Genomic DNA, 14,510 nt, shown 5'->3' with positions numbered 1-14,510 from the left:
GTGAAAGACAACCTACTTTCAGAAATCAATCTACCTGAGGATCTTCGAAATCTTGACCGAAAGGATCTTCCCCAGCTTGCTAGTGAGCTCAGGGACTTCATTATAAATATTGTTGCGGTAAAAGAGGGACATCTTGGGGCCAGTTTAGGTGTGGTAGAATTAACGATTGCCTTGCACTATATTTTCGACACTCCAAACGATTTATTGGTTTGGGATGTAGGGCATCAGGCGTACGGCCATAAAATCCTTACGGGCAGAAAGGACATTTTCCACACCAACCGGCAATTGGACGGCATTAGTGGTTTTCCCAAACGAAGTGAAAGCCCTTACGACACCTTTGGGGTAGGCCATAGTAGCACCTCTATATCTGCAGCTCTTGGTATGGCAATAGGATCGCAGCTCAATGGAAATAGGGACCGTCAACATATAGCAGTAGTGGGTGACGCTTCCATTGCCAGCGGAATGGCTTTCGAAGCATTAAACCATGCTGGAGTTACAAATACAAATGTACTAGTCATACTAAATGACAATGCCATAGGAATTGATCCAAGTGTTGGCGCACTAAAAGACTACCTCACCAAAGTAACATTGGACAATGCTCCAGATAGCGACAATATTTTTGAAGCTTTGAACTTCAACTATTCTGGGCCAGTCGATGGACATAACCTAGACGATTTGCTCACAGAACTAGAGCGTCTAAAGCAAATAAATGGACCCAAGCTCCTCCATGTTATCACAAAAAAGGGAAAAGGTTTGCGTCAGGCCGAAGAAGATCAAGTAAAATATCACTCTCCCGGAAAGTTCGATGCGAAAACGGGCGACTTGTTACCCAAGAACAGTAATGGTTTACCCCCAAAGTTTCAAGATGTGTTCGGAAAGACCCTTTTAGAGTTGGCTTCACAAAACGAGCGCATTATGGGAATTACTCCTGCAATGCCTACTGGTAGTTCCCTTAAATATATGATGGAGCAGTTTCCCGAAAGGGCTTTCGACGTGGGAATTGCCGAACAACATGCTGTTACCTTGGCCGCTGGATTAGCCACCCAAGGAATGATCGTGTACTGCAATATTTATTCTACATTTTTACAGCGCGCTTACGATCAAGTTATTCATGATGTTTGTTTGCAAAAGCTTCCCGTAATCTTTTGTTTGGATCGCGCTGGATTGGTAGGTGAAGACGGGGCAACGCATCATGGTATTTTCGACTTAGCCTATCTAAGATGCATTCCCAACCTCACCATTTGTGCTCCAAGAAATGCTATTGAATTAAGAAACATATTGTATACCGCACAATTGGGCCTTACCGAACCTTTGGCAATTAGGTATCCCAGGGGACGAGGTAATATTAGGGATTGGCAAAAAGAATTCAGCCCTATTGAATGGGGAAAAGGCGTTTGTCTTAAACAAGAAGGTACAATGGCCATGCTATCCGTTGGCTTCATTTCGCAGAATGTGACCGATGCTATCGAAGAAATTGAAAAATCCTCCAACAACAGTATTGGCCATTATGATATGAGGTTTGTTAAGCCTTTAGATAAAGACTTACTTCACACCTTATTCAATTCTTATGACGCCATAGTTACAGTTGAAGATGGAGTCATTGCGGGTGGATTTGGATCTGCAATCTTGGAATTTGCTGCTAGGCACAACTACAAGAACCCCATTGAAGTTTTGGGTATTCCCGACCAGTTCCCGGAACACGGTAGCATTGCCCAACTTCAAGACATCTCCGGAATTTCTTCAGCAAAGATAATTTCAGTACTTAAAAAACATTTGTAAAAAAAAGGGCCTCTCGAATGAGAGGCCCTTTTGGTTTATCTAATTTCTAATGATTACTGAATAATCAATTTAGAAGTGTGCTCGTAGTTACCACCATCAATCTTGATAATGTATACACCAGTTGTTAAACTAGTAGCATTGATTGAAGCTCTGTTTCCAATCTCAACATCTTGAGAGAATACTTGTCTTCCGTTCATGTCGAAGATAGAAACTTTAGTAGTTCCTAAGCTAATAACAGAACTGATGTTAATCTCACCGTTTGATGGGTTAGGATAAATCTGGAAGTTATTGTCGAAGTTGTTATCTCCTAGACCTGCAGAACACTCAGCTGGTAAGTCGAAAGCTTCTGTACCATCTACCACAGAAGCAGAACTTCCTTGGTCGGCACTAGATCCTAGACCACGACCTGCAAAAGCTTCCCAGATAAGACACTGGTTAGCACCTGCGTTCGCTAGCATGTCAGCTTCAAGGATCGCATCACGTCCGTCAACAAATCCTGGGCTACATGGCTGTAACTTCATTCCATCCATTACTAATTGAAGGGCGATGTTATTACCACCTGTACCATTGTAAAGATCGTCATCGAATCCGTACTGGTCAATCAATAACCAAGTCATATCCCAAAGAGCAGTTGCCCATACGTATCCTACTCCGTGAGGAATAGACAATCCACCTATGTCTCCATACGTAGCTCCGTTAATAGACATATCTGTACTGTAAGCAGTTGGTCTAATTCCAGCAGGGTTTTGAGATGCATAAGATGCCAATCCTCTGATATCTGCACCAGTGTCACCAGTTTGCATAGTCATTACTAAGCCTAGGTAATCACTCCATCCTTCTCCCATTTGCTCTGTGTTATTCAAACAGCTTACGTTTACTGGTCCACCAGTAAGACGGTTAGAAACTCCATGTCCATATTCGTGAACAACGATTTCGTTATCTAAGTCTCCATCTACGAAACCACCAGTGTTAGTTCCATCGATCGTTCCATTTAATGGTCCATTAGAGTTGATGTCTGCAATAATTGCATCTCCAACAGCTTCCGGAACTAGGAATGCAGGAATTGTTACAGATCCTCCATCAGCACCAGCACCCATTTCGAAAGGATATACAGCTCCACCATCGGTAGGGATGTACTTAACGATTACGGCGATTGCACCGGCATTTTGAGCATTAAGTGCTTTAGTTCCGAACTCACAGGATCCTCTATTTAGGATAGCGATCTTACCGTTTAGGTCTGCTCCGTTTGTGATAACGTCACAAGCATCATTCGGGTCAGTAGAAGCTCCACTGTCATCATCGATAACAACAACGATGTCTTCAGTTAATGGTGGCACAGGAATTGGCGCACCAAAAGCAGCAGGTACTCCTTCATGGAATCCAGCCAATGGACCTTCGTTGATTAAAAGAATATCTCCTACAACAAGCGTAGTCCATAAGAACATTTGCATTCTTGGGTTACCTCCATCTGGTGGAGTTCCAAAGTTTGCATTGTTGGTACCAGATCCATCTTGTGCATCTGCCAATACAGAGTCACTTCCGTTTCCTGGGTTTCCGTAGTTGTTCTCTTGGAAGTTACCACTCTCTTCATCGAAACCGTAGTGGTACGTAAGATCATGGATAATGTTGTTCCAGTAGAATAAGTTTGTAATTGCTGCAGATTGGAAATCTACAGGTTGAGCTGGAAGGTTGTAATCGAAATCGAATACTAAAGAAGCGCCACCATCAGGTGAGAACCCAGTACCGTTATTTCCATTAGCATCTTCTTGAGACCATACATTGTTTCCACGTGTGATAGTAAATTCCGCACCAGCGGCACCATCAGTATCATGCCATCCGAAAGGAGAAGCCGTAGCATCTTCTGGATCTGCTACCAATTCACCGTTGCTGGTTCCATGGTCAACTGGATTTCTGAATGGAATTGGGAATACTCTATAAGATCCTTCTGTAAGTGCTGCTGAAGGAGCTGCAGGAGCTGCTTCATTTTTAAACAACATGTTTCCAGCAGTAGCCTCTCCAGAATGAGAGTGCTCTCCTGGACCAAAGTCACAGCTAACAACCCAATCTGTAGTATCCAACAATGCTCCACTTAGAGCATCGATACGAACACTGTACCAGTGGCTTCCATCTAAAAGATAGATACTTAGGTCCCAAGCCAAACGAACTGTATTGTTCTCAAGAGGTTGATACACCAAAGAAACAGGAATTTCTTCAGTTGAAATTCCACCATTTGAATATAGATAGGTATTACCTTCTACGTTCAATAATTCCAAAGCCGTAGGAGCGTTCAACGAAAGAGAAGAAGCCGCTCTATTAATGGCTGCAGCTGCATCCAATGAAGGATTGGTTGTATTAATCTTGCTTGCTAAGTTAGCAGTAAAAGAAGGAGTAGCAGCGTATACTACTTGACCATTCTTAATTGCGAAACTAGAAGTTGAATTGAATACATCGATTCCATTGTATTGCTGGTTAGCATATACATTCGTCACTTCCATACTTCTTGAAGTACTCTGTGACAACACCGAAATAGATTCTACATCTTGTGTAGTTAACCCATAAGCATCACGGTTGCTGCTCATGTAAGACTGAACTGCTTGCGCATAGTCTTGGGCTCCTGCCACACCTACCGTAAGGAAGGCAAACAGGTAAAGTAATTTTTTCATAGTCTTTAGTTTATGATGAACAATTAATTAAGATTAACTTTTTGCACTATAAATAGGTATAGGCAAAAAGTTCATAAATATACTATCTTATTTTTATAATAAGCTCGTATCAGTTGAAAATATCACAATTTACCGCTCATTTTATTGAATATTTGCAAGGATTTCCCGTCGGTTAACTGGGAGATGAAAGAACAAACTTTCATCGCAAATACATAGGTGTCCTCAATAGCATGTGTATCCATCCCAGTACTTTTCAGCAAAAGATCATCGTAATGCCTGAAATTCCCTTCTTTCTTATTTTCGAAGGCGGTGGTGAGTGCATCCAACAATGTTGAAAGGATATGATAGCCCGTAATTTCTTTGTCTATCACTTCGGAGCTCCTATAGATTTTCTCCACTGAAATTTTAAGGATGTCGCTAATCTGTGCTTGATACTGACTTCTATCTAGCAGTGCTTCTGAGAATTCCCCTTTTAGAATGGCCTCTTCATTCTTCAAAAAAATGGAAACCGCTTCTCCAATCAATGTACTAATAGCCAAGGAACGCAAATACGCCAAACGATCACTGGCCTTCTCCAGCTTGTTATACTTGTCGCGGTTAATTGTATCCTTTACAAGGTTAATGAGGTATTCTAACGCAAATTCCTCCTCGATAAGACCTAAATTGATCCCATCTTCAAAGTCTATGATGGTGTAGCAAATGTCATCTGCCGCTTCCACTAAAAATGCCAAAGGATGGCGGGCATGACGATCTTCACCATGTGAGATAAGACCAAGTTCTTTTGCCACTTCCTTAAAAAAAGCGACGTCCCCTTGAAAAACACCATACTTTTTATCGGCAATATGATTCGTTGGTTTCTTAGGTAAGGACTCCTTGGGATATTTGGTAAATGCTCCCAGGGTAGCATAACTTAACCGCAAGCCACCATCTACTCCATCTTTGGATTCCGAAAGGATCTTAAAGCCGTTGGCATTCCCTTCGAAATCAACAAGATCTTGGTATTGCTTGTCCGTGAGTTGTCCTTTAAATCTTTGGCCCCTTCCATTCAAAAAATAATCCCCAATGGCCTTTTCTCCGCTATGGCCAAAAGGAGGGTTTCCTATATCATGTGCCAATGCTGCTGCTGCCACAATGGCCCCAAAATCGTTAAAACGGTAGCCATGGGTTTCCCGGAGATGGGGATGTCTTTCCAGTAGCTTTTTCCCAACGGCCCGGCCCAACGATCGCCCCACTACAGAAACTTCCAAGCTATGAGTGAGACGGGTATGTACAAAAGAGGTTTTAGACATAGGTATGACCTGCGTTTTGTCTTGTAAGCTTCGAAAGGCGGAAGAGAAAATTACCCGATCATAGTCTACTTCGAAACCCAAACGGGTCTCATCTTGCTCAATTCTAAGGCGTTTATTGGTATCTCCTTGTCTGCGCAAAGAAAGGAGTTGTTCCCATTGCATCATACTATACAGATTATGGGTAGCCAAGATACGAGTTTTACCTTCTTTAAGAGGAGAAAAATTGAATGTTACGCCCTTAACAATTATCTAACCTTGAAATGACCTAAGGATAATTTGTGGATAACACAGTCTTTACACTCCTAAAGTTTCTTTGCAGCGAGAAATTTAAATATCAGCATGAAAAATTTATTGTTACTTTTTATTTTATGTTTCAGTGTTTCGGTAACAGCACAACAAACCGGATCCATTGTGGGTAAATTAACCGACAAAGACTACAACAATGAGCCCCTATCCTTTGCAAATGTGATCATTAAAGGAACCAATACGGGTACCACTTCAGATTTTGACGGGCTATATGCCTTGGAGAATGTAGCGGTTGGCACCTACACAATTCAATACAGTTTTGTGGGGTATGAAACTGTCGAAATCCCCAATGTAATAGTAGAGGCAAACAAAGTTACTACAGTGAATGTACCTATGGGAGCCAGTGCTGCCCAATTAGATCAGGTAGTCATTACCACTACTACAAAACGTGAAAGTGAGGTTGCGCTCCTGTTAGAGCAGAAAAAAGCGACTACCATAAAACAAAGTATTGGAGCTGACGAGCTTGCCCGTAAAGGTGTAAGCGATGCGGCAGGCGCAGTAACCCAAATCTCCGGTATCTCCAGACAAGAGGGCGGAAGCAATGTTTATGTTCGTGGGCTTGGGGATCGCTACCTAAATACCACCTACAATGGTTTGTCACTTCCCTCTAACGATATAGAAAAGAAGAACATGGATCTCAACCTATTTTCTTCGGATGTTATCCAAAATGTTTCCGTTAGTAAAGCATATAGCGCTGATTTCTATGGAGACTTTTCTGCTGGTAATGTGAATATTCTTGCCAAGGACTATTCCGGAAAAGGATTTATCGATATCGAATTAGGGTCGGGATTCAATTCAAGATCCATTGGTGAAAATTTTGTAAAAAGTGAAGGAACGGGGAAATTCGGTTTCTATAATCGATACGATAACAATCCATTTGCGGTGATTCTTTCGCATGGTGTAGACCCAGAAGATGCTGGCACTCCAGTACGCTTTACAGGCAGCTTTGCAGGTGGAACATCCTTCAAATTTAAAAACGATTCCAAACTTAGTTTGTTCGCAATGGCCTCTTTCGACAATGATTTTGAATTTAGGGACGGGCCAGCGGTCGATTTTACAACTGTAGAAAAGAAGCGATTCCACGCTTCCGAAACCTACGAGTATGCTACCACTACTACCGCTATGGCCAATATCATTTACAAATTTGATAGTGATCATAAGTTCAGCTATAATTCCCTATTCATTAATAGCTCCAGTGACGAAGTATCCTATTTTGGTGTGGATGGCCAAGGAAGAAACAGGGATGCCATATTGGATACCGACAGGGGATTCTATCAGATGAACGTACAGTTTGACCAAGACATGATCTATGTTAATCAGTTATTGGGAACCCATAAATTAGATGAGAAGTTAACATTCGACTGGGGCGTAGGTTACAATGTTGTAGACTCGAGACAGCCGGATCGTAAGCGTATTAGTTTAGAGCGTTTCGACTTGGCCTTTGATAACGACCCTAGCACGAATCCTTCCTTTTTCAACAATATCCCATTCGATAACCAACGTTATTTCCAAGATATTGATGATACCGAAATTAACGGCCGAATGGACTTTACGCACAAAGCTTCCGAAAAACTGACCCTAAAAGCCGGTTACAACGGAAGAACCAAGGAGCGTGAATTCGAGAACGTGCGTTATGGATATGACCTCATCGAGGCCAATACCCCTGCGGAAGACGTAAACAACTTTAACTCGGTATTTTCATTAGAAAACCTAGGCGTAGTCTACAACACTTTCGTGTTCAACCCTCTCGATCCGGGTAATGGAATAGGCAGTAACAATTTTCCTGGAAATCCTGAGAACACGTACAAGGGAACCTTGGGAATTCATGCGGCCTATCTAAGTGCCGAGATTAAGCCCGACACCACTTGGACTATTGTCCCAGGGGTTCGTGTAGAATCACTACAACAGGATATTGTTTATGACGTAATCAACTTATTACCTACAGACCCAGGATTTAGATCAACAGAGGAAAACTACATTCTTCCATTCTTGAATATCAAATATGGATTGAATGAGGATCAAAACTTACGTTTCTCCTTCAGCAAAACAGTTTCCTTTCCAGAATTTAAAGAGGTTACACCATTCGTTTATGAAGACGTAACACAGCGTGTGGGTGGTAACCCAGATTTATTGAATGACCCTTCCTTTTCTGAAATCTACAACATAGATCTTAAATACGAATGGTTCTTTGGTAAAGGGGAGATCTTCTCTGCGGCGGCCTTCGCCAAGCAAATCAATGACCCAATCAATAAGGTAATCGCCAATGATGCAACAGGAACTCAGCGATTCTTTAGAACAGGTGACAAAGCAGAAGTACTCGGTGCAGAAATAGAACTGCGAAAGAACCTATTGCTAAATGAAGATGAAAAATCCGAATTAAGCGTGGGCCTAAACGCTACCTATATGTACACCAATCAGGACTTAAAAAGCTCCCAGGGATTGTTTACTACCACGTTTGAAGAAGGTAGAAGTGAAGAACTACAAGGAGCTTCCCCATTTATTGTAAATGCCGACATTAATTACAGTCCTATTTTCGGTAAGTATGAACCTACCGCGAATTTGGTGTTCTCCTACTTTAGCGACCGTATCGATGCCATTGGATCTGGACAACTTGGAAACATTATAGAGAAAGCAGTACCCACCCTTGATTTGGTTTGGAAAAACAAAATTGGCGAAAACTTTGAGGTAAATGCCAGTGCTAAAAACCTATTAGATCCTACCATTGAAAGAATTCGTGAAACAGAAGCCTTTGGCGATATCGCCTTGTCTAGTTATAAGCGAGGGATAAACCTTGCACTACAATTGAAATACAAATTTTAAATAAAACTAATAACAATGAAACCTATGAAAACAAGAATTTTATTAGCCAGTTTAGCGATCGCTGGACTCGTATTTACAGGATGCGAGAGCGATGACACCGCTCCAGTAATTATTGAAAACAATCAAGGTGGTGGTAACGGAGATGAAACCCCAGAGGATAACAATATTGGTGGTACCATGACAAGCAACCTAACCCTAGAGCTTGGAACGGAGTACAACCTAACAGAAGCCTTGATCATGACCGACGGAACTACTTTGACTATCCCTGCGGGAGTTGTAATTAAGGCCAACCCTGGTGCCGGTGTTTATATAGCCATTGCACAAGGTGCTACTATTAACGCCGAAGGAACTTCAAGCAGTCCTATTGTTATGACTTCATCTATCGCTACGCCAAGTGCTGGTGACTGGGGAGGGCTTATCATTCTAGGTAAAGCACCTATTAATTCTGTAGCTGGTGGAGATGCAACTTCTACAAGTGAAATTGGAGGTCTTCCTTATGGAGGAAGTAGTGCCAGCGACAATTCGGGAACCATTCGCTACGTTCGCGTTGAATATTCTGGTGGTGCTGCCGATGCATCTTCAGAGAACAATGGGTTCTCTTTTTACGGAGTTGGAAACGGAACCACTGTTGAGTACATCCAAGCTTTCGAAGGAAAGGATGATGGAATTGAATTCTTTGGCGGAACTGTAAATGCCTCTTTTATTTCCGTAGTTGGATCCCAAGATGACTCTGTAGATTGGACAGAAGGTTTCTCAGGAAACTTAACCAATGTATATGTAGAACACCGAGTGGAGCATGATAAAGCTTTCGAATGTGATGGATTTAACACCGATATCGGAAACAACTCCAACCCTACTTTCTGGTCCAATCCTACGGTAACCAACGTAACCGTTGTTGGAAGGGGTTCTGCTACCGGAAATGAAGCTATTCGTTTAAGAGCTGGGACTCAAGGTATATTCAACAATGTTTGGATTCAGGGATATGAAGAAGGTTTCGATTTAGATGGAAATACTGGGGAAAGCCCAACTGGACAAGGCGTCCTTGATGGCAATCTTGCGGCTAACAATGTGAGCTTTGAAGATGTTGCCCTGAAAATGAAAAACGACACGGAGTATGTTTTCGAAGAATCAGATTTCATTTCTGGTGACGGAAACGGTACTGGTGCCGATTACGATAGTTGGAATACGGGTTGGACTCGTAACTAACTTTAAATTTCTCGAAATGAAAAGGCCTCCATCTGGAGGCCTTTTCTATTTCTTAGCATTGGTTGTCTTTAATTAACGACCACCTTGGTGTCTGTAACGGTCCATGTTTTAACTTCCGCAATCCTTGAGTCTTGGTAGTTGACCTCCTTAATGGTCTCTCCCTGGTAAAACTTCCAAGTACCCACCTTGTTTCCATTGTCATAATTTGCCACGGCGGTTTTAGTTCCTTGAGAATCGTAGCTTACCCATTCTCCGTGTAATTTATTATCCAATGTATAGAAACCCGTTTGGGCCACCATACCATTATCATGATATAAAGTTGCTTCTATTAAATCCCCACTCTGCACATAGCTGTCTTTCTTTAAACAGGTTTTTTTACAATCTTGGGCCATTGTCAAATTCATACAGAATAATGCCACAGCCAGTAATACTATCTTTTTCATCTTATCAATTTCATTTGGGTTAATAGATAATCAAAGTTAAAAAATTGATAACTATTTTGAAAGCTTTTCATAACATTAAATTTACATTAACTTTATATTTATTTGATTATCAATTCTTTACATATAGTAATTTAACATTGAAAAGTTGTTGCAGCATACCATTCTTAATCATTTATTAATAATAGCGTTACGCAAAGGCTACATTCATTCTATTTCTTTGTAAATGTCGAAAGACAAAAAAATCACTATGAAATCGTTAAGTTTTTGTCGACTGGATTTTGCTAGTGTACGGGCTGCCTTCTCCAAGGCAGCCCATTGTTTTTAAAACGGATTGAAAGGTGTTAAATCACGCCCAGAAAGTTAAACTTGACATAACATTAAATTAACATTGATTTAGGTTCTTTGCAGCGACAAAAACTTAAAACGATTTTAATGAAATTACGTTACCTTCTAGCAGTAGCACTGATCTTTTTTATTCATACTGTCCAATCCCAAGAAATTAGCGATACCAAATTCGGAAAGGGGCTAGTAAATTTTACCGCAAAGGATAGTTCCTTCAGCGTAAAATTTGCCCCAAGATTTCAGGCCCGTTATATGGTGAATTGGGATCATAATGGCGATAACTACGGAAATGGCGAACAAAACTTCCTTATTCGTCGTGCGCGATTAAAGTTTGACGGTTTTGCTTATTCCCCGAAATTGAGATATAAAATAGAGTTAGGGCTTTCTAACAGGGATATTTCTGGCGCCAACCAATTTAACCGAAACACTCCGAGGTATATTCTTGACGCAGTAATTATGTGGAACTTTGCGGAAAACTTCGAATTATGGGCTGGACAGACCAAGCTGCCGGGTAATGTAGAACGTGTGGTCTCTTCAGGTAACCTACAGTTAATAGACCGCTCCTTGTTGAACAGTCGTTTTAATATAGATCGTGATGTAGGAGTGCAAGTACGCCACCACACCCAACTGGGGGAAAAATTCCTGATGCGCGAAAAAATTGCCATTTCTCAAGGTGAAGGTAGGAATGTAACCGAAGGCAATGAAGGTGGACTTCAATATACCGGACGCTTAGAGTTTCTACCATTTGGGAAATTTATATCAAAAGGGGATTACTCGCAATCGGACCTTAAGCGTGAGCAAGCCCCAAAGCTTATGTTGGCTGTAACCTATGATTATAACCAAGATGCCGTAAAGACCCGAAGCAATCTCGGATCTTATATGTTCCTTGAAGATGGTTCTTTATATGAAACCGATATTACAACCCTATTTGTTGACACCATGTTTAAATACAAGGGTTTTGCTTTTATGGGAGAATATGCGTTAAGGGATGCTGACAATCCTGTGGCAGTGGAAACCGATGGTACTGCAACTGGGGATATTGTTACTACAGGAAGTGCCTTTAATGGACAAGTGAGTTACTTGTTTAACTCCAATTATGAAGTTGCAGGTCGATTTACCACTTTAAGTTTTGAAGATATCACAGGAAGAGCCCCAGAGGAGCAATTCACCCTCGGGTTTTCGAAATATGTGGTTGGGCATAAATTAAAAATACAAGCCGATATAAGCTATAGCACTCTGGACGGAAATGAGGACAACATTATGTTCCGCACTGGGTTTGACTTACATTTTTAGGCTAAGAGATAACAATTTGGTAACAGATGGACTCAGGGAAAATGAGACATTTGCACCATGAAATTTGAATTAATAATGGAAAATATTTATTTATTAATGCTTGTCGCACTAGTTATTCTTGCCGTTGCCGATATCGTGGTAGGGGTAAGTAACGATGCGATCAACTTTTTGAATTCAGCTATCGGTTCCAAAGCTCTTTCCATGCGAACCATTATGATAGTTGCCAGTTTGGGAATCTTTATAGGAGCCGTATTTTCTAGTGGTCTCATGGAAGTAGCCAGAAAAGGGATTTTTGTTCCAGGACAGTTCTATTTCGATGAAATCATGGTCATATTTATGGCCGTAATGATTACCGATATATTACTGCTCGATTTCTTTAATACCCTCGGACTTCCAACCTCTACGACTGTGTCCATTGTATTTAATTTGCTTGGGGCGGCTGTGGTAATGTCCCTTATAAAAATTAGTGGTTCCGACTCCCAGACCATTGCAGATTTAGGAAGTTACATCAACACCAAAAAAGCTATTGAAATTATTAGTGGAATCCTGTTATCTGTAGTAATTGCCTTCAGTGTGGGAGCTTTTGTTCAATGGATATCACGACTAATATTCACATTTCAATACGAAAAGAAAATAAAGAACTTTGGAGCTCTTTTTGGAGGAGTAGCCCTTACTGCGATTTTGTACTTCATCTTTATGAAAGGACTGAAAGGAACTCCGTATTACAAAGACTTAAAAGGACTGATTGAAGGGAATGAGATCTACATCATTCTAATAGGTTTCGCATTGTTTACATTGGTATCCTTCGTGTTTCAAAAAGTCGCTAAAAAAAGTATTCTTTTGGTAGTGATTGCAGTAGGCACCTTTGGATTGGCATTGGCCTTTTCAGGTAATGACCTCGTAAACTTCATTGGTGTACCTATGGCTGCCTATCATTCATACGAAGCATGGTCGGTTTCTGGAGTGGATGCTTCTAAGTTTGCCATGGACGTCTTGGATAAGAAAATGCCAGCAGAGCCTTTCTTATTGTTCATTGCCGGAGGTATTATGGTGGTAACACTATGGTTTTCTAAAAAAGCCAAAACAGTAGCCGAGACAGAAATTAGCTTATCCCGTCAAACAGATACGCATGAGAAATTTCAACCAAACATGCTCTCCAGGGGTGTGGTAAAAGGTTCCAGATTATTAGGGAAGTACTTTGGGATACTCATTCCAGCTTCGACAAAGGAGAAAATTGCAATTAGTTTTGCCAAACCAGAAGTAGTACTAACAAAAGATCAAAGTATCGACGCACCTGCGTTCGATATGATTCGTGCATCGGTAAACCTCATGGTTGCCGGAGTGTTGATTTCCATTGCCACAGCAATGAAATTGCCATTGTCTACCACCTATGTAACTTTTATGGTCGCCATGGGAACTTCATTGGCAGATAAGGCATGGGGGCGTGAAAGTGCCGTTTATCGTGTAGCGGGAGTATTAAACGTAATTGGTGGTTGGTTCTTTACTGCTATCGGAGCCTTTATCGCCGCAGGGATTGTTGCATTCCTTATCCATTGGAACAAGCAAGTAATGATTCCTATCCTACTCCTAATTACTGTACTCCTATTGGTTCGCAATTACCTTTCCCACAGGAAAAAGAGTATGACTACTATAGATCCTAAGAGCCTTAAGAAGTCAGAAAGCAGTACCGTACAAGGTATCATTTCTGAAAGTGCCGATAATATTTCAAACGTTATTTCCCGCACTAATAAAATCTACACCGCTGTTCTTAAAGGATTATCCTATGAGGACAATAAAGTGCTTAAAAAGAGTAGAACAGGAGTCGAAAAATTGGATGCCGAGATAGAAGATCTTAGGGATAATATCTTCTATTTGATCAAAAATCTGGATGAAACAAGTGTTCGCGGAAGCAACTTCTATATAACCGTCCTGGCCTACCTAACGGATATTGCCCAATCCCTTGAGTTTATATCCAAGAAGAGTTTTAAACACGTAAACAATAATCATAAAAAACTAAAATACAAGCAAATCACAGAACTTCAAAATATTGATGAAACACTGGAAGGTTTGTTGAATGAGATTGTTGAAGTGTTCGATAGCCGTAAGTTTGAAAGAATTAGCTATGTTATTGCTCAGAAGGAACAAATCCTTAATAATATATCCGAAAAGATTCAAACCCAGATAGACAGAACCCGCGCCGAAGAATCAAGTCCGAAAAACACGACCTTGTATTTCAATATTCTATTGGAAACGAAGGATCTTGTTAATGGAATCATGAACCTTATGGAAGAGTACTACACCAGCTACAAGCGAGAATAGTGCTTCCCTTCAATATGAAAAGCTCCGTTCCATAAAAGAACGGAGCTTTT

Annotated in this window: 8 protein-coding genes; 5 read left to right on the top strand and 3 right to left on the bottom strand. The window is 41.0% G+C overall.

Features of this window, described 5'->3' with window-relative positions; all coding sequences use genetic code 11:
• Positions 1 to 1,779, top strand: coding sequence for a 1-deoxy-D-xylulose-5-phosphate synthase (locus tag AC6JAD_RS08325; protein ID WP_461304778.1), 1,779 nt, complete (start codon positions 1 to 3; stop codon positions 1,777 to 1,779).
• 53 nt (positions 1,780 to 1,832) lie between these two features.
• Here AC6JAD_RS08325 and AC6JAD_RS08320 read toward each other — a convergent pair whose 3' ends face one another.
• Positions 1,833 to 4,442, bottom strand: coding sequence for a T9SS-dependent M36 family metallopeptidase (locus AC6JAD_RS08320; protein WP_461304777.1), 2,610 nt, complete (start codon positions 4,440 to 4,442; stop codon positions 1,833 to 1,835).
• A gap of 122 nt (positions 4,443 to 4,564) precedes the next feature.
• Entirely contained in the window at positions 4,565 to 5,893 is a 1,329-nt protein-coding gene (gene dgt, locus AC6JAD_RS08315) for a dGTP triphosphohydrolase (protein ID WP_461304853.1), read from the bottom strand.
• 177 nt (positions 5,894 to 6,070) lie between these two features.
• On the opposite strand from dgt, the gene AC6JAD_RS08310 reads away from it, so the two are divergent.
• Both AC6JAD_RS08310 and AC6JAD_RS08305 read left to right on the top strand, forming a co-directional pair.
• Entirely contained in the window at positions 6,071 to 8,857 is a 2,787-nt protein-coding gene (locus AC6JAD_RS08310; RefSeq protein WP_461304776.1) for a TonB-dependent receptor, read from the top strand.
• A gap of 24 nt (positions 8,858 to 8,881) precedes the next feature.
• Positions 8,882 to 10,063 (top strand): beta-helix domain-containing protein, encoded by a 1,182-nt coding sequence (locus AC6JAD_RS08305; RefSeq protein ID WP_461304775.1) that lies wholly within the window; start codon positions 8,882 to 8,884, stop codon positions 10,061 to 10,063.
• 68 nt (positions 10,064 to 10,131) lie between these two features.
• Here the strand turns inward: AC6JAD_RS08305 and AC6JAD_RS08300 are convergent, their stop codons facing one another.
• A complete protein-coding gene (locus AC6JAD_RS08300) occupies positions 10,132 to 10,506 on the bottom strand; it encodes a toxin-antitoxin system YwqK family antitoxin (protein WP_461304774.1) in 375 nt (124 codons plus the stop codon).
• A 432-nt stretch (positions 10,507 to 10,938) separates the two neighbouring features.
• Between AC6JAD_RS08300 and AC6JAD_RS08295 the strand changes: the two genes are divergently transcribed.
• Positions 10,939 to 12,141 carry a porin gene (locus tag AC6JAD_RS08295; RefSeq protein WP_461304773.1) on the top strand — a complete coding sequence of 401 codons (1,203 nt, stop codon included), beginning with the start codon at positions 10,939 to 10,941 and terminating at the stop codon, positions 12,139 to 12,141.
• Between the two features lie 75 nt (positions 12,142 to 12,216).
• Positions 12,217 to 14,460 (top strand): inorganic phosphate transporter, encoded by a 2,244-nt coding sequence (locus tag AC6JAD_RS08290; protein WP_461304852.1) that lies wholly within the window; start codon positions 12,217 to 12,219, stop codon positions 14,458 to 14,460.
• The last annotated feature ends 50 nt before the right edge of the window (positions 14,461 to 14,510 follow it).

Source organism: Aureisphaera sp., assembly GCF_059726885.1.
The sequence above is the reverse complement of the archived record's forward strand: the minus strand, read 5'-3'. Positions and strand labels throughout refer to the sequence as shown.

Excerpts from the sequence above, each read along its gene's own strand:
- AC6JAD_RS08290 (WP_461304852.1), top strand. The coding sequence starts at position 12,217 with ATGGAAAATATTTATTTATTAATGCTTGTCGCACTAGTTATTCTTGCC.
- AC6JAD_RS08300 (WP_461304774.1), bottom strand. The coding sequence starts at position 10,506 with ATGAAAAAGATAGTATTACTGGCTGTGGCATTATTCTGTATGAATTTG.
- AC6JAD_RS08320 (WP_461304777.1), bottom strand. The coding sequence starts at position 4,442 with ATGAAAAAATTACTTTACCTGTTTGCCTTCCTTACGGTAGGTGTGGCA.
- AC6JAD_RS08295 (WP_461304773.1), top strand. The coding sequence starts at position 10,939 with ATGAAATTACGTTACCTTCTAGCAGTAGCACTGATCTTTTTTATTCAT.
- dgt (WP_461304853.1), bottom strand. The coding sequence starts at position 5,893 with ATGCAATGGGAACAACTCCTTTCTTTGCGCAGACAAGGAGATACCAAT.
- AC6JAD_RS08310 (WP_461304776.1), top strand. The coding sequence starts at position 6,071 with ATGAAAAATTTATTGTTACTTTTTATTTTATGTTTCAGTGTTTCGGTA.
- AC6JAD_RS08305 (WP_461304775.1), top strand. The coding sequence starts at position 8,882 with ATGAAAACAAGAATTTTATTAGCCAGTTTAGCGATCGCTGGACTCGTA.